We start from the raw sequence: 16,396 nt of genomic DNA on the forward strand, positions 1-16,396 counted from the left end.
GGGGTTCGTTGCTGACCGAACGGCACTTGGAAATCTTCGTCGCGCTGGCGGAGGAGCAGCATTTCGGCGCCGCCGCGCAGCGCGTGGGCATCACTCAGCCACCGCTGTCGCAGGGGCTCCGCCGGCTGGAAGCGCTGCTGGGCGTACGCCTCTTCGACCGCAACCGGGGCGTGGCCCTCACCGACGAGGGGACCCTGCTGCTGCCCCACGCCCGCCGCGCGCTGGCCGCGCTGGCGGAGCTGCGGGAGGCCGGGGCCCGCGAACGGGCCGACGGGCGGCGGCTGCGGCTCGGGCTGGCCCCCGAGGTGCCGCCGTGGGTCGCGGCGGCCGTGGCCTCCGCGCCGGTCCGGGCCGGAGAGCGCGGCCGTATCGCAGTGGTGACGGCACCGACCGCGACGCTGCTGTCGGAGACCGCGGCGGGGCGGCTCGACGTCGCGGTGGTGCAGCATCCGGCGGTGCTGCACGGCCTGGCGGCGGGCCGGGTGGTGCTCTTCCCGACCTGGGTGCTCACGCCCGCCGAACACTCCGCGGGGCTGCCCGTGGCCGTACGTCCGCGGGAGGAGGCTCCGGCGGCGTACGACCTGTTCGTGGACACCCTGGCCAGCCGGGGGCGGCGCGTGGAGACCGTCGTGGTCTCCGACGAACGCGCCGGGTTCGCCCTGGTGGCGGCGGGTCAGGCGGTGCTGGTCACGGCCGACCACACGCTGACCGCCGACGGCATCGAGCGCACCCGGGCCGTCGACCCGCCGCTGCCGCTGCGGTTGCGGGTGGTGTGGGACGCCCGGCAGCCGGACGGCGAAGGGACCGCGCGGACGGCGCGGCTGCTGGTGGAGGCGCTGTCCCTCCAAGCGGCGTCGCTTGAGGCGGCGGCCGGGCAGGCGGCGGCCGGGGAGACGGCGTCCGGGCGGGCCGCGCACACCGGAGCGTCGCGATGAGCGGCGGGGCCAAGGCGTGGGAGGCCCGGGCGCAGCGCACCCTCCGCGGCATGTTCGCCGACGCCGGGGTCCGGGGCTGGCTGCATGTGGCCGATCTGCGTCGCCCCGAGGCATGCGTGACGATCGACCCCGACGAAGCGGTGCCCGTGGGATCCGTCTACAAGGTGCCGCTGATGGTCGCGTTCTGGCGGCTCGTGGACGCCGGGACGCTCGATCCGTGCGAGCGGATGACGCTCGGCCCGTCGGACCGGATGCCCGGTCCCACCGGCATCTCCATCCTGCGGGACGACATCACCCTCTCCCTGCGCGACCTGGTCGCCCTCATGATGAGCGTCTCCGACAACACCGCCGCCGACGCGCTGCTGCGCCGGGTCGGCACCGCGGCGGTCGACGAGGTGTGCCGGGACCTCGGCATGCCGGACACCCGCATCCACGGCGGTGTGGCCACCACCTTCGCGCGGCTGGTGGCGGAGACCGGGGCGGAGTCGCTGAGCGCGGCGATGGCACGCCTCGCGGACAACGACACCACGGTCTCCCCCGCCGTCTACGACCCGATCCTCAAGGCTTCCGCCACGCCCGCGGACATGGCCCGGCTGCTGCGGGCCATCTGGACCGGCCGGGCCGCCACCGCCGACGCCTGCGCGTTCATGCGCGACGCCATGGGCAAGCAGCCGTGGACGCACCGGCTCGCCTCCGGGTTTCCGTACGACGATGTGAGGGTGTCGGGGAAGACCGGGACGTTCGGGTCGATGCGCCACGAGGCCGGTGTGGTCGAACTCGCCGACGGCAGCGCGTACACCGCCGTGGTGTTCACCCAGGCGGCGCGCGCCGACGCCCGGCTGCCCCGCGCCGACGCGGTCATCGGCGCCGCCGCCCGTACCGCGGTGGAGGAACTGCGCGGCAACGAGGGCACGTGACCGTCACGCGGGCTCTTCTTCCGGCCCCTCTGTCGCCTCTGTCGCTTCCAGCAGTGCGGTCACCTCCTCGGCGGATGTCTCCTGAAGCTCCTCGCCGACGAGCAGCCAGCGGGTGATGCCGACGGACTCCAGGAACGGCAGGTCGTGACCGGCGATCAGCAGCGCGCCCCGGTAGGAGGCGAGCGCGCTGGTCAGCTGGCGCACGCTGGCCAGATCGAGGTTGTTGGTCGGCTCGTCCAGCATCAGCAGCTGCGGGGCCGGGGCGGCGAGCATGGTGGCCGCGAGGGCGGCCCGGAAGCGCTCACCGCCGGAGAGGGTGCCCGCCGACTGTTCGGCGCGCGCCCCCTTGAACAGGAACCGGGCGAGCTGGGAGCGGATGTGGTTGTCGCTGACGCCGGGCGCCCTGCGGGCCACGTTCGCCGCGACACTCAGCCCGTCGTCCAGCACGTCCAGCCGCTGCGGCAGGAACCGCAGCGGTACGAAGGCCCTGGCCTCGCCGGACAGCGGGGCCAGCTCCCCGGCCAGGGTGCGCAGCAGCGTCGTCTTCCCGGCCCCGTTGCGGCCGACCAGCGCGACGCGTTCGGGGCCGTGCACCCGGAGGTCGCCGCCGCGCAGCCGCCCGAAGCGGGGGCGCAGCTCGCTCAGGCTCAGCACCGTACGGCCCGCGGGGACGGCCGTATGCGGCAGGTCCACCCGGATCTCGGCGTCCTCGCGGACCGCGTCCGCGGCCTCCTCGCGCCGCTCGCGCGCCTCCCGCAGCCGGTCCTCGTGCACACCGCGGAGCCCCGCCGCCGACTCCTGCGCCGCGCGTTTGCGGTTGCCCGCGACGATGCGCGGGACGCGCCGCTCGGCCTCCATCTTCTTGCCGCGCCGCTCCCGGCGGGCCAGCTTGATCTGGTTCTCCTCCATTTCGCGCTTCTGCTTGCGGACGTCCGCCTCGGCGGCCCGCAGCATGCGCCCGGCCGCCTCCTGCTGGACGGCCAGCGCCTCCTGGTACGCGGACCAACCGCCCCCGTACCAGTTGACCTCCCCGGACCGCAGCTCGGCGATGCGGTCCACCCGTTCCAGCAGCTCACGGTCGTGGCTGACGACGATCAGCACGCCGGAGCGCCAGGAGTCGACGGCGTCGTAGAGCCTGCGGCGCGCGAACAGGTCGAGGTTGTTGGTCGGCTCGTCGAGCAGCAGCACATCGGGGCGCTCCAGCAGCAGTGCGGCCAGCCGGAGCAGTACGGTCTCCCCGCCGGACATCTCGCCCACGGTGCGGTCGAGTCCGAGGCCGCCGAGCCCGAGCGAGCCGAGTGTCGCCAGCGCCCGTTCCTCGACGTCCCAGTCGTCGCCGACCGTCTCGAAGTGTTCCGTGCCGACGTCCCCGGACTCGATGGCCCGCAGCGCGGCACGCCGCTCGGCGATGCCGAGCGCGCGGTCGACGCGGAGTGCGGTGTCGAGCGTGATGTTCTGCGGCAGGTAGGCGAGGCTGCCACCGATGGTCACCGACCCGCGTACGGGGTGGAGTTGACCGGCCAGCAGCCGCAACAGGGTGGATTTTCCGGTGCCGTTGGTACCGACGAGCCCGGTGCGGCCCCGGCCGACGGTGAGGGACAGCCCGTCGAAGAGTGCGGTGCCGTCGGGCCACTGGAAGGAGAGGTTGGAGCAGGTCACGGCGGTGGCGCCGCCGGGGGTGGCGGTGGGTTGGGTCATGGTGATTCTCGCAGTCGTCAGCGCTGGGATCAGGGCGTCGTATGCGAGCACCACGCGGCGGCCAAGCCGGGAGGGGCGCGGGGGTGCGGGGCCTGTCGGATGAGGGACGGCTGATGCACCGAGGTCGCAGCCACGCGTACGGCAACGCCGTACCGCGTGATGATCGCGAACCTCAGATGCGCAACGTCCACCTCTATCGGAGACAACAGGACGCCCCCACGATAGCGCAGCCACCTTGCGGCGGCCGCGCTTTTTTGGCCCCCGGGCCACGGCTCATGTCCCGGACCGTCCCGCGGGCGGAGCCGGTGGGGGGCGGTGGGGGCGCCCGGGCCGTCAGAGCGGCTCGGCCATCGACGCTATGCGGTGGGCCAGGCGGGCGGCGGCCTCGCGCAGTTCCGGGGGGTCCAGCACCTCCGCCTCGAAGCCCAGCCGGGCCACGTGGACGGCGAGCCAGTCCAGATCGTCGCCGCCCGCGACCAGCACGCACCACCCCTCGTCGTGGTCGTCCTCGACGCGGCCCACCTGGGGCGGCACCAGCTCCCGCACCCGGTCGGGCGGGGCGTGCAGCCGCACCCGGGCGACGTACCGGTACGGCGCCCCGGTCACGGACTGCTGTACGTAGGCCACCGGGTCCGGATGCTCCCTCGCCCGGAAGCGCCACGTCGTCGCCGCCACCTCGCGCATCCGGTCCAGCCGGAAGGTGCGCCAGTCGTCGCGGTCGGTGTCCCAGGCCATCAGGTACCAGCGGCGGCCGGTGGTGACCATCCGTACCGGCTCGACCGTGCGCTCGCGCTCGTCGCCGCCGCGGGCGACGTACCGGAACCGCACCCGCACGGCGTCGCGGCAGGCCCGCGCGAGGGTCACCAGCAGCTCCGCGTCGATCTCCACGCCGGGGCCGACCAGGGTCTCGGTGGCGCCGTGCACCGCCCGCACCTCGGCGCGCAGCCGGGGCGGCATCACCTGGTCGAGCTTGGCGAGCGCCCGCAGCGCCGCCTCGCCCGCCCCGGCGACCGTGCCGCCGGAGGCCAGCCGCAGGGACACCGCCGTCGCGATGGCCTCCTCGTCGTCGAGGAGCAGCGGCGGCAGCCGGGTGCCCGCGCCGAGCTGGTAGCCGCCGCCGACGCCCGCCGTCGCGTGGACGGGGTAGCCGAGCGCGCGCAGCCGCTCCACGTCGCGGCGCACCGAGCGGTCGGTGACGGCCAGCTCGGCGGCGAGTTCGGCGGCGGTCCACGACGTCCGGCGCTGGAGCAGCGCCAGCAGCCGCAGCACCCGTTCGGTGGTCCCCTCGACGGTCATACGTTCATCCTTCCACCGATCACGGAACGATCCTGTCCGCTATCTGCGCCAAGCTGCACTCATGACCGACCAGACGTGGAATCAGACGTGGAACCCCCTGCTGCGGGACCAGCTCGACTGGCACTGGACCCACCAGCTGCGCGACCGGCTCGAAGGACTCACCGACGACGAGTACTTCTGGGAGCCGGTGCCCGACTGCTGGAACGTGCGCCCGCGCGGCACCGGCACCGCACCCGTGCAAGCCGGATCCGGCGCGATGACCATCGACTTCGCGATGCCGGAGCCCGACCCGCCGCCGTTCCCGACGATCGCCTGGCGCCTCGGGCATGTGATCGTCGGCGTGCTGGCGATGCGCAGCGCCTCGCACTTCGGCCGTACGCCGACCGACTACCAGTCGTTTTCGTACGCCGCGACCGCGGCCGAGGCGCTGGCCCAGCTCGACGCGGAGTACGCCACGTGGCAGGCCGGGGTCGAGTCGCTCGGCGAAGCGGGGCTGGCCCGGCCCTGCGGGAAGGCGGAGGGGCCGTACGCCGACCATCCGATGGCTGCGCTCGTGCTGCACATCAACCGCGAGATGATCCACCATCTGTCCGAGGTGTGCCTGCTCCGCGACCTCTACCTGCATACCCACCGGAGCCGACGGGAGGCGAGCTGACATGGCCCGCGACGTTCAGATCACCTTCGACTGCGCCGACCCGGCCGCGCTGGCCGCGTTCTGGGCCGAGGCCATGGGATACCAGGTGCAGGACCCGCCCGAGGGCTTCGAGTCGTGGGACCAGGCGCTGGAGGCGATGGGCGTGCCGCCCGGGAGACGCGGCGACGCCTCGGCGCTGCTCGACCCCGACGGCTCCGGGCCGCGGCTGTTCTTCCAGCGGGTGCCGGAGGGCAAGCGGGCCAAGAACCGGGTGCACCTCGACGTACGGGCCGCGCCCGGGCTGGCGGGCGACGCGCGGATGGCGGCTCTGGAGGCGGAGGCCGAACGGCTCGTCTCGTACGGCGCCACCCGGCTGGAGCGCCATGAGCCCGCTCCCCCGCTCGGCACCGGCCACCTCGTGATGGCCGATCCGGAAGGTAACGAGTTCTGCCTCGACTGATCGGTCGCACCGGCCAGTCGTACAGGGGTCAGTCGTACGGGGGTCAGTCGTACGGGGGTCAGTCGCGCGGCGGGTGCTGCGTGCGGGCCGCGGCCGCGTCGATGACCTCGCCCAGGGTCGCCCGGGAGCGCTGGAGGTCCCCGATCATCCGGTCGATGCGGTCGCGCTCCACCAGGAGGTCGGTGACCAGGCGGGCGTCGGCGGTGGCGGAGGGGCCGCCGTCCTCGTCACGCATGCACGGAAGCAGCTGGGCGATCTTGGAGCTGCACAGCCCGGCCGCGTACAGCTCCTGGATGCGGGCCACGCGGTCGGCCGCGCCCTCGGTGTAGTCGCGGTGCCCGCCGGGGGTGCGCTCCGCGGTCAGCAGCCCCTGCTCCTCGTAGTAGCGCAGGGACCGCTCGCTCACCCCGGTACGCCTGGCCAGCTCCCCGATCCGCATGACGCACCTCACAGCCTTCGCGGTTGAATCTGACACCGATGTTAACTCCTAGCTTGGCGGGCATGAAGGACACACACCCCGCCCCGGACCTCTTCGCCCCGGCCCGCCTCGGCCCGCTGCACCTCGCCAACCGCCTGGTCATGGCGCCGATGACGCGCAATCGCGCCACCGCGGACGGTGTTCCGACGCCCCTCATGGCCACCTACTACGCCCAGCGCGCCTCCGCGGGCCTCATCGTCGCCGAGGCCGCCACGCCCAACGCGGTGGGCCAGACCTACCCGGACATCGCCGCCCTCCACAACGCCGCGCACCTGGCCGGATGGCGTCGGGTCACCGACGCGGTGCGCGCCGCGGGCGGCGGGCCCATGTTCCTCCAGCTCCAGCACGGTGGCCGGATCGGCCACCCCGACACCAGCGGCCTCACCCCGCTCGCGCCCTCCCCGGTCCCGCTCCCCGAACCGCTCCACACCCCCACCGGGAAGCAACCCGCGGTCACCCCGCGCGAGATGACGGCCGACGACATCCGCGCCACCGTGGCCGACTTCGCGGCCGCCGCCCGCCATGCCGTGGAGGCGGGCTTCGCCGGGGTCGAGGTGCACAGCGCCAACGGCTACCTCCTCCACCAGTTCCTCGCCCCGAACACCAACCTGCGCACCGACGCCTACGGCGGCGGCGTCGACCGCCGCATCCGCTTCACCGTCGAGGTCGTCGAGGCGGTGGCCGCCGAGATCGGCCCCGAGCGGACGGGCTTGCGCGTCTCCCCCGGGAACACCGTCAACGGCATCGAGGAGGGCGAGGAGACCGGCGCGCTGTACGCGGCGCTCGTCCCGGCCCTGGCCGACCGCGGGCTGGCGTATCTGCACCTCGGCTTCGCCGACCCGGACTCCCCCGTCTACCGGGACATCCGCGAGCGGTGGGCGGGGACGCTCATCGCCAACCCCGTCCTGCCCGCCGACCGGATTCCCGACGACGGCGGCAGGCACGCGGCCGACCGCCTGCTCGCCGCCGGTGCGGACCTCATCGCCCTCGGCCGCCCGTTCCTCGCCAACCCCGACCTGGTCGAACGGCTGCGCGGCGGCGGCGCCGTCAACCCGGTCCGGAACCGGTACCTGATGTACGTGGGCGGGGAGACCGGCTACACCGACTATCCCGTCGCCCCCTAGGCGCGGGTCAGACCAGCTCCAGGACCCGTACGCCGTACGCGTCCAGCCTGATGTCCGTGACCGGCTCGCCCGTCACGAGGTCGCGCAGTTCGCCGTCCGCGACCGGGCGTACCGTCAGGGCCTGCGCCGACTGGCTGACCAGCCACACGAACCGCCGCCCGTCCTCGTGGACCAGCACATCGGCGCCGACGTACGGGGTGTCGACCGTCACCGCGCGGGCGGCACCGGCGAGTTCGGCGAGCGCCGCGTACAGCCGGTGCGTCTGCTCGGGATTGACGCGGGCGGTACGCGCCGCCATGTGCTCCAGCGGGTACGTGGCCAGCACGGTGCGGCCGCGGCCGGTCTCGTGGACCAGGAGCGCGGGGCGGCCGTGTGCGTCGGTGGCGACCACGCGGGCGCCCTGGGGGACGACGGGGAGGTAGGCGCGGGAGTCCTCGTTGCCCGCGACGGGGAACCGCAGCGTCTCCCCCTTCGCCAGCGGGCCGAAGTCCTCGGTGAAGGTCAGGTCCAGGGTGTCGTCCTCGATCGGCTCCGCCACCCCGTACGACAGCTGCAGCTCGACGCCGAACAGCGCGTCCAGCCCGTCGAACCAGGGGCCGCGGGTGCCCGGGTGCTCACCGGAGCAGAAGGACAGATACACGGTGGCGCCGTCGCGGGCCCGCCGCTCCAGGGCGCGCCGGGTGCGGGTGGTCAGCTGGCGCGTCGAGGGCAGCAGATACAGCGCGACGTCGCCGTCGAGGCCGTCCGCCTCGCGGGTGAGGCCCACCGGCAGGTCGGCGGCGCGCGCGGCGGCGTACGCCTGATGGAGCGAGGTGAAGATGAGCGGCCGGTCGGCGGGGCGGCTGTAGGGGTAGCCGCGCTCCAGGAACGCGGGCACCACCAGCGCCGCGCCCGCGTCCGCGCGGCGGCACCGCGGGTGGTCCACCCGCCCCAGCACCTCTGCGAACGCCCGGAGTTCGAGCAGCGGGGTCTTGGGGGCGCCGGTGGAGTCGGTGATGCCGAAGTGCATCTCGAAGGGGTGGTGGTCGTACGGGGACTGGTCCCACAGGTCGTCGTAGTCGGTGTTGTTCCAGGCGATCCAGCCGGTGGCGCCGCCGAGGAGGGAGTTGTGCAGCGTCTGGCGGTAGTACACGGCGGCGTTCTCGGCGGAGACGGTGTCGGTCGACAGCCCGAACTCCTCCAGCACGACGGGCGCGCCGGTCACCGCGGCCAGCTCGCATTCGAACGCGGCGCGGTGGTGCTGGCGCACCCGGTCGGTGTCGGAGCGGTAGACGTGCGGGCCGACGAAGTCCACGTACTCGGCGGTGTCGCGCAGCGAGAAGCCGTTGTCCCGGCCGGTCACCTCGATGCCCCACGCGCCGTCCCCGAGGGAGACCGGCTGGGTTCCGCCCGCCGCCCGCACCGCGTTGCACATGGCCTGGGCCCAGGCGGTCACGACCTCACTGGACGGCGGATCCACCTGGTAGACGCGGCCGTAGCCCGGCATCTCATTGGTGATCAGCCAGCCCGTGACCGCGGGGTGGTCCTTGAAGCGGCGGGTCATCTGCGACACGAACCACGCCTGGCGGCCGACCATCCACACGTCCTCGTACAGATCGCGGCCGCCGCGCCAGGCCGGATCCCAGTTCTCCCCGGACATGTGGCCGACGATGAAGGTCGGGATGGTCCCCATGCCCGCTTCGGTGTGCGCGTCCAGGAAGTCGCGGAAGCGCGCGCACAACTCCTCGTCGACCCGGTGCGGTTCGGGGTGGAAGTCGGGCCAGTAGAAGAAGGAGCGGGTCATGTTCAGACCGTGCTCGCGCAGCACCCCCAGCTCCTCGCGCACCGTCTTGGGATCGTAGGACCGCCACATCAGGGGCCCGCCGGTGCGGGACCAGAAGTTGGCGCCGAGCCAGGGCAGGACGGCGGGGTGGTGGGTGAGCTGGGCGCTGTGGCGTCGCATGGGCTCTCTTCTGTCGCGTCGGGTCGTACGAGGGCGTGCGCGGCGGGTCAGGGAGGAGCGGGGCCGGTGGAGTCGCGGGCGACGAGGCGGGGCCGCCCATCCAGCCGGGTGTCCCCGGTGTCCTCGCCGCAGCGGGCCAGCAGCAGCCGCGCGGCGGCCGCGCCGACCTGCCGCACCTGCTGGTCGACGGTGGTCAGGCGCGGATGCAGCCAGCGGCCGATCGGCAGGTTGTCGTAGCCGACGACGGACAGGTCGGCCGGGACCCGCAGCCCGGTGCGCTGTGCGGCGCCGATGCCGCACACCGCCATGGAGTCGTTGGCGTACACGATCGCCGTGGGCGGGTCCGCGGCGTCCAGCAGCGCTTCGGTGGCGGCGATGGCCGCGCCTTCGGAGAAGTCCGTGTGCAGCACGGCGAAGGGCCGGAGGCCCGCGGTGCGCAGGCCCTCCTCGAAGTGGCGGCGGCGCAGCCGGGTGTGCTGGAGTTCGGCCGGGCCCGCCACGTAGGCGATGCGCCGGTGGCCCAGCTCCAGCAGATGGCCGACCACCTCGCCCACGCCCGCGCCCTGGTGTCCCAGCCCCACGCCCGGCACGGGCGCGTCGGGGTCGGTCGCGCCGAGCATGACCGCGGGCAGGCCGAGCCGGGTCAGCAGCGCGGGCCGGGGGTCGTCGGTGCGCGCGTCGGTGAGTACGGCACCGTCGACGCGGCCCTCCGCCGCCAGGCGTGCGTACAGCGCGCTCTCCTCGTCGACATCGGTGACCAGATGGAGGAGCAGCCCGTAGCCGCGCGGCGCAAGCTCGCCCTCGATGCCGGTGATCAGCTCGCTGAAGTGCGGGTCGGCGCCGAGGACGTCGGTGGGGCGGCGGACGACGAGGGCGAGCGTGCGGGTACGGGCGCTGCGCAGCGCGGCGGCCGGGGCGCTCGGCGACCAGCCGAGGTCCACGGCGGCGTCCAGGATGCGGCGCCTGGTGGCCTCGGAGAGCCGCCCCTTGTTGTTGAACGCCTGGGACACCGCGGCGGTCGACACACCCGCGACGGCGGCGACGGCCTTGATGGTGGGCCGCCGTCCCTGGACTCGCTGGTCGGGCACCGTGCTCACATCTTCACCGCCCCGCTGATGAGCGCCCGCTGCATGCGCTTCTGCAGCACCGTGTAGACGATCCACACCGGTACGAGGGTGAGGATCGTCCCCGCGGTCAGCACACCGTAATCCGTTCCCGTGATCGCCTTGAGGGTGGGCAGCGCCACCTGGACGGTGCGCTGGGCGGGGTCGGGGCCGATGATGACGAGCGAGTACAGGTACTCGTTCCAGAAGGTCAGGAAGTTCAGCAGCAGCACCGTCGCGATCCCCGGCAGGCACATCGGCGTGTAGACGTGGCGCAGCACGGCGAAGGTGGAGGCGCCGTCGATCCGGGCGGCCTCCTCCATCTCCCCGGGCACGGTCCGCATGAACTGCACCAGGATCACCACCGACAGGGGCATCGCCGTGGCCGGGAGGAACAGCACCATGAAGGTGCGCGTGTGGAACAGCCCGGTCGCCGCGGCCAGCAGGAAGGTCGGGAAGAGCGCGGCGAAGGTGGGGATGAGGAAACCGAGCGAGAACACCTTCTCCAGCGCCGACGCCAGCCGCCCCGTGGACCGGGCCAGCGCGAACGCCGCGGGGATGGCGAGACCCAGCGTGAGGACCAGCGAAAGCCCGGTCACCAGGCCGGAGTTGACGACCGCGAGCCCCAGATCGGCGCGGTGGAAGGCGGTGGAGAAGTTGCCCGGGTCCAGCGACGACGGCGGTGCGAAGGGGCTGGCGAAGATCTCCTCGTTGCTCTTGAAGGCGGAGGCGAGGAAGTAGTAGAGCGGGACGACCAGCAGCACCACATAGGTCCACACCAGGATGTGGGCGGGCAGCCAGGACTTGCCGAGCTTCATGGTGAGCGGCTCCGATCAGTAGTTCTGGCGGAACGTGCGGCGGATGAGCAGGAGGCCGACGAGTCCGGTCAGGAAGAGGAACACGCCCACGGTCTGGCTGTAGCCGAGGTCGGCCGCGATGAACGCCTTCTGGTAGACGAGGAAGGAGAGCGTCGTGGACGAGGCGCCGGGGCCGCCCTGGGTGAGCAGCAGCACGTGCTGGGCGGAGCCGAAGAGGGTCCACAGGAACTGGAGCATGGTCACCACGCCCACGTAGTCGCGGATCACCGGGAAGTGGACGCGCCACATGGTCCGCCAGTGCCCGGCGCCGTCCAGCTGCGCGGCCTCGCCGACCTCGTCCGGCACGCTGGAGAGGCGGGCGGCGAACAGGACGGCCGTGAAGCCGATGCCGCTCCACAGGTCCAGCGCGATCAGACAGCCGAGCGCCGTCGACGGCGAGGCGAGCCACGCATCGGTCAGCGACGCCAGACCCATCGCCTTGAGCGCCCCGTTGACCAGGCCGTCCGGGGAGAGGGCGGCGTAGAACACCATCGCCTTGGCGGGGGTGGAGATCAGCCCCGGGACGAACAGCAGATACCGGATCACCCGGTGCCCCGGCGGCCGCTGCGCCACGTAGTAGCCCAGCATGTACGCGCAACCGATCATCACCGGCAGCGCCACGGCCAGCTGCACGGCCGTGTTGCGCACCGCCTCCCAGAACACCGGATCGCCCCAGACGGTACGGACGTTGCCGAGCCCGGCGAACGTGACCGGCTGCAGCATCCCGGGCCAGTGGAGGGCGGCGACGACGAAGATGGCGGCCATCGGGCCGACCATGAAGACCAGATACCAGACCAGGGCAGGTACGGCGAGGATCGTGCCGCCCTCGCGCACCCGGCGCGGTGCGGACGGGGACGGGACCGGGCGCCGGGAGGCGGTTCCGCCCCGGGTGGGCGTCAGCGTCGTCATGGGGTGACTCCCGGGGGTTCGGGTGGAGGTCGCATGGGGCGGGGCCTACGCGCTTCGGTACGCGGCTTCGAGGGCGGCGCGCACCTTGGCGGCGCCGGTCCCGCGGGTGAAGGACGTGCTCGTCGCGGTGATGAGCGGCTGGGTCGCGGCGGGCGGGACGTACACGTCCGGCAGCAGCGCCTGGCTCACCCGGCCGCCGAGCCGCTGCGCCGCGGCCACCAGCGGGAAGCCGGTGCTCACCGTGTCGGTCCGCAGGGCCATGTCCCGGCCGCTCTCGGTGATGAACCGCGCCACGGTGTCGGGCCGGTACATGAAGCGCACGAACTTCTCGACGGCCTCGATCTTCTTGGTGCCGTTCGGGCTGATCCAGAAGCCGATCAGGGTGTACGTGCGCAGGATCGTGGGCCTGTCGTGGGCCGCGCCCGGCGCGAGCGGCCAGCCGCCCACCTCGGTCCGGCGCGCCACCTTCTCCGGCACCTCGGCCAGCGCCGAGGACATCGCGGATTCGATCGCCGCGGAACCGGTGTTGAACTGGGTGGTCATCGAGTCCGAGGTGAGCCCCTGCGCCTTGTCGACAAAGACACCGGCGTCCCGCAGCTCCACGAAGTAGTCGATCCCCTGCCGCGCGCCCCGGCTCCCGCTGAAGTCCCCGGTGGCGAAGACGTGCTCGGCCTCCTTCTCGGTGAGGAAGGTCTGAATGATCTGCGCCAGCAGCTTCTGCCCGGTCCAGTCGTTGCCCCCCACGGTCACCGGGCCGATGCCCTTGGCGCGCAGCTTCCGCGCGGCGCCGATGAGCGCGTCGCCGGTACGGGGGATCTCGTCCACCCCGGCCCGCTCCAGCAGCGCGGTGTTGTAGGCGATCGGCCAGTTGGTGGCGAAGTACGGGAAGGCCCGCAGCCGCCCCTTGCCGTCGGTCCACGAGTTGAGCGCCACGGGCAGCACGCGCTCCCGCAGCCCCCAGTCGTCCAGATACCCCTCGACGTCGACCGTGGCGCCCACATCCGTCCAGGCCAGGGTCTTGTCGTACAGGTTGACCATGACGACGTCCGGCTCCTTACGGGCCAGCCGCGAGGTCTCGTAGACCTGGGCGAGATCGTCGCCGTTGACGAGGTTCTTGACCTTCAGACCGGGGTTCTCCGCCCGGAAGCGCCGCAGGGCGGCCAGATAGGTCGGGGAGCCCGGCGCGGTGGTGCCCAGCTGGCTGTGGATCACGAGCGTATGGGGGTCGGAATCCTCGGCGGCCAGCGCGGAGCAGCCGGACAGGGCGGGCAGGGCGGTCGCGGTGGCAAGTCCGGACCCGGCGGCGAGAAAGCCGCGCCGACTCAAGCGTGAGCGCACAACGGATGTCTCCAACCAGGGCGGTTAACGGATTGGTTAATCGATATACCGGGGAGGGTGGGAGGACAGTAAGGGCCGCTCCGCCGCCGGTCAACCCTTCGCGCGGCTACCGCACCTCGGGGCCCCGTGTCACACCCGCCTGTGAGAATCCCGGCCATGGATCTCGATGAGCTGTTGCGGTGCCTGGTGGAGGCCGAGTCGGGAGAGCTTCGGGAGGAGCTGACCGGCGGGCGCTACGCGGTGGTGCGGTACGACCCCGACGAGCTGAGCTTCGACGCCGCGGACCTCGCGGAACTCTTCGGCGCCCCGGCCCCGGAGGAAGCGGACGACGAAGAGGACGAGGAAGACGAGGAGGGCCCCTCCTTCGCCCTCGTCGGTGTCGCAACCTCCGTCTACGAGGCGCTGGACCTCCTCGGAGACGAACTCCCCGACGATGAGTCGCTGACGGAACTCGACCAGGAGGAGTGGGCGGAGGAGGCCGCCGGGTTCGGCGCGGAAGCGGTGGGCGAGGACAGGGGCGCATGGGTCGCCCTCCTCCAAGGTCTACGGGACCCGCGGCGCCGTTCCGTAGCCCAGTTGCTCTGCGGCGTCCTCGGCCCGATGGACTTCCTGACCGAGGGGTTCGAGAAGGACGGCTACCTGGGCCATGTGGCGACGTTGCTCCCCGGAGCACGGTTCGTGCTGCATGCCAGCGCCGCCCCGCCGCACCAGGAGGAGGCGTACGCGATCCTCGAACTGCCGCCCCGCGGTACGCCGGATCCGGCCGGGCGCGCCCTGCTGCGGTCGGCGGCCGCCGGGGACCCGGCCGCGCTGCGGGCCGCGCTCGGCGACAGGGCCGACGTGGGCACCCTGGACGAGTACGGCACGACGCCGCTGCACCACGCCGTGGCGGCGCGTACGCCCGCGGCCGTCAGCGCGCTGCTGGCGGCGGGTGCCGATCCGCGCGCCCAGTCCGCCTTCGGCAACTCCCCCCACTTCGCCACCGTCGCCCGCACGGGCTGCCCCCACCCCACCGCCGGCCGGGTCGACGACGATGACCACTGGACCATCCTGTGGTCCCTGCTCAACGCGGGCGCCGACCTCAACGCCGTGAACACCGCCGGCCAGACCCTGCTCGACCTGGCCATCCGTTCGGCCCCCTACCCGGAGCGGCAGATCCGCCTGCTGCTGAACCGGGGAGCCGTCAGCCGCGAACTCGCGGACACCCGCGTGGACTCGCTCGTCGCGAGGCTCCCGTACCGCGACGAGACCTCGCTGCGCGTGCTGCACCACCAGGTCCGCTTCCTGCTCACCACGGACGCGCCGTACGACCACCCCTTGGACGCCCTGCTCACCGGCACCGGCTACTACGAGCACGAGCTCTCCAGTGACCAGCTCGTCGAGCTGGTCGACCTGATGCTGGCCCACGGTGTGCGCGACCGTCCCGGCACCTACGGCAGGACGGCGCGCGAGAGCGCCCAGCAATGGGTCGACCACGGCCTGACCCACTACCAGGCCGTGGTGGACCGCCTCGCCACCGCCGCGGATGGGCCGAGGGAAGGAAAGTAAGGAACTTGCTAGGGACTGTGCCCGCTTAATGCTGTAGGGGGCAGGAGCTCGGGTTCACTTACGGAGAATGATGCGGCAGCAAACGTTCGGGGCAAGCGAGGGTGGTTCCATGCCGTCCGCCGCGGAATCGGTGTCGGGCGCGGACGAGGCGTCTTCGCTGCTACGGCGCAAAATCGACATCAACCTCATGATTCCCCTGCACGCCCTCCTGACCGAGGCGAACGTGACGCGTGCCGCCGAGCGGACCATGGTGGGGCAGCCCGCCATGAGCGCGTCGCTGGCGAAGCTGCGCAAGCACTTCGGCGATCCGCTGCTCGTGCGCGATGGCCGCAAGATGGCCCTGACCCCGCTGGGGGCGTCTCTGCGGGGGCCGGTGACCAGGGCGATCGAGTCCATTCACGCGGTGATGGACACCACGTCCTCCTTCGATCCGGGCCTTCTCGACCGCACGTTCACCGTCGTCGCCAGCGATTACCTCTCCATCGTCCTGCTGAAGCCCTTTCTGCAGACGATCGCGGAGGAAGCGCCGCGGCTGCGGCTGAACATCGTCGCGCCACGCGACGGCATCGTGCCGTTGGTGCGGCGTGCCGAGTGCGATCTGCTGGTGGCGCCGAGTCCGCTCGTGCCGAAGGAGATCCTCAGCTATCGGAACCGGGATCTGTTCAGCGACGAGTTGCTCGTCATCGCCGACAAGGACAACGACCGCGTCGGTGAGATCGTCGGCATCGAGGAACTCCGGCGACTCGGGTACCTGGAAGCCATCCCGCAGGTCTTCCAGGAATCCGGCCCGGAAACCCCCGCCACGAGCGCCGGGCGCATCATCTCCGGGGGTTACTGCTCCGTGGCGATGCACGTGGTCGCCGGGACGCGGCTGGTGACCCTGGCGCAGGCGCGGCTGTTCTCGCTGATCGGACCGGCGTGCGGGCTGCGTGCGGCGCGGCTGGACGCGGAGCTGCCGCCGCTGATCCACACCATGTACTGGCATCACCGCCACACCGCCGACCCGGCGCACATCTGGCTGCGGGACAAGCTGGCCGAGGCCGCGGCGGCGCTGGAGCCCCTGGGGAACGTACTGGCCGGGCTGCCGCACCCGCGGCGGCCCGGCGCCGCCCGCACGCCCCGCCTCGCGCCCTCCGCGCTCGGCGGGACGTAGGGTC

At 72.8% G+C, this 16,396-nt stretch carries 15 protein-coding genes; 7 read left to right on the forward strand and 8 right to left on the reverse strand.

The features are described 5' to 3' along the window. Positions 1-8: 8 nt before the first annotated feature. Positions 9-935: a LysR family transcriptional regulator gene (locus ACZ59A_RS02725; protein ID WP_470952587.1), complete on the forward strand. Its 927-nt coding sequence runs from the start codon at positions 9-11 to the stop codon at positions 933-935. Next, positions 932-1,852 (forward strand): serine hydrolase, encoded by a 921-nt coding sequence (locus ACZ59A_RS02730; RefSeq protein ID WP_470952590.1) that lies wholly within the window; start codon positions 932-934, stop codon positions 1,850-1,852. The genes ACZ59A_RS02725 and ACZ59A_RS02730 overlap by 4 nt, the downstream gene beginning before the upstream one ends. A 3-nt stretch (positions 1,853-1,855) precedes the next feature. On the opposite strand, the gene ACZ59A_RS02735 is transcribed toward ACZ59A_RS02730, so the two are convergent. Next, positions 1,856-3,550, reverse strand: coding sequence for an ABC-F family ATP-binding cassette domain-containing protein (locus ACZ59A_RS02735; protein ID WP_470952592.1), 1,695 nt, complete (start codon positions 3,548-3,550; stop codon positions 1,856-1,858). 333 nt (positions 3,551-3,883) lie between these two features. Next, positions 3,884-4,846: a helix-turn-helix transcriptional regulator gene (locus tag ACZ59A_RS02740; RefSeq protein ID WP_470952595.1), complete on the reverse strand. Its 963-nt coding sequence runs from the start codon at positions 4,844-4,846 to the stop codon at positions 3,884-3,886. A gap of 61 nt (positions 4,847-4,907) precedes the next feature. Here ACZ59A_RS02740 and ACZ59A_RS02745 point away from each other — a divergent pair, with 61 nt between their 5' ends. Next, positions 4,908-5,501 carry a DinB family protein gene (locus tag ACZ59A_RS02745; protein ID WP_470952598.1) on the forward strand — a complete coding sequence of 198 codons (594 nt, stop codon included), beginning with the start codon at positions 4,908-4,910 and terminating at the stop codon, positions 5,499-5,501. Between the two features lies 1 nt (position 5,502). Further along, entirely contained in the window at positions 5,503-5,940 is a 438-nt protein-coding gene (locus ACZ59A_RS02750) for a VOC family protein (protein WP_470952600.1), read from the forward strand. A 58-nt stretch (positions 5,941-5,998) separates the two neighbouring features. On the opposite strand, the gene ACZ59A_RS02755 is transcribed toward ACZ59A_RS02750, so the two are convergent. Beyond that, on the reverse strand, positions 5,999-6,379 hold the full coding sequence (locus ACZ59A_RS02755; RefSeq protein WP_468053714.1) for a MerR family transcriptional regulator: 381 nt from the start codon (positions 6,377-6,379) through the stop codon (positions 5,999-6,001). 62 nt (positions 6,380-6,441) lie between these two features. Between ACZ59A_RS02755 and ACZ59A_RS02760 the strand changes: the two genes are divergently transcribed. Then, positions 6,442-7,542 carry an oxidoreductase gene (locus ACZ59A_RS02760; protein ID WP_470952604.1) on the forward strand — a complete coding sequence of 367 codons (1,101 nt, stop codon included), beginning with the start codon at positions 6,442-6,444 and terminating at the stop codon, positions 7,540-7,542. A gap of 7 nt (positions 7,543-7,549) precedes the next feature. Here ACZ59A_RS02760 and ACZ59A_RS02765 read toward each other — a convergent pair whose 3' ends face one another. The 5 genes from ACZ59A_RS02765 to ACZ59A_RS02785 are packed head-to-tail and all read right to left on the reverse strand — an operon-like array spanning position 7,550 to position 13,691. After that, positions 7,550-9,484: a glycoside hydrolase 5 family protein gene (locus ACZ59A_RS02765; RefSeq protein ID WP_470952607.1), complete on the reverse strand. Its 1,935-nt coding sequence runs from the start codon at positions 9,482-9,484 to the stop codon at positions 7,550-7,552. 47 nt (positions 9,485-9,531) lie between these two features. Further along, complete coding sequence (locus ACZ59A_RS02770) at positions 9,532-10,572, reverse strand: LacI family DNA-binding transcriptional regulator (protein ID WP_470952610.1); 1,041 nt, start codon at positions 10,570-10,572, stop codon at positions 9,532-9,534. Positions 10,573-10,577: 5 nt separating this feature from the next. Next, the gene (locus ACZ59A_RS02775) at positions 10,578-11,405 is read right to left on the reverse strand and encodes a carbohydrate ABC transporter permease (RefSeq protein ID WP_470952613.1); all 828 of its coding nucleotides are present in this window, start codon (positions 11,403-11,405) and stop codon (positions 10,578-10,580) included. A gap of 15 nt (positions 11,406-11,420) precedes the next feature. After that, positions 11,421-12,353, reverse strand: coding sequence for a carbohydrate ABC transporter permease (locus ACZ59A_RS02780; RefSeq protein WP_470952616.1), 933 nt, complete (start codon positions 12,351-12,353; stop codon positions 11,421-11,423). Positions 12,354-12,398: 45 nt separating this feature from the next. Continuing rightward, a complete protein-coding gene (locus tag ACZ59A_RS02785; RefSeq protein WP_470952618.1) occupies positions 12,399-13,691 on the reverse strand; it encodes an ABC transporter substrate-binding protein in 1,293 nt (430 codons plus the stop codon). A gap of 156 nt (positions 13,692-13,847) precedes the next feature. Here ACZ59A_RS02785 and ACZ59A_RS02790 point away from each other — a divergent pair, with 156 nt between their 5' ends. Further along, positions 13,848-15,239, forward strand: a complete 1,392-nt coding sequence (locus tag ACZ59A_RS02790; RefSeq protein ID WP_470952621.1) for an ankyrin repeat domain-containing protein — start codon at positions 13,848-13,850, stop codon at positions 15,237-15,239. Positions 15,240-15,348: 109 nt separating this feature from the next. After that, positions 15,349-16,392 carry a LysR family transcriptional regulator gene (locus ACZ59A_RS02795; protein WP_470952624.1) on the forward strand — a complete coding sequence of 348 codons (1,044 nt, stop codon included), beginning with the start codon at positions 15,349-15,351 and terminating at the stop codon, positions 16,390-16,392. The last annotated feature ends 4 nt before the right edge of the window (positions 16,393-16,396 follow it).

The organism is Streptomyces sp. NPDC040405 (genome assembly GCF_055595765.1).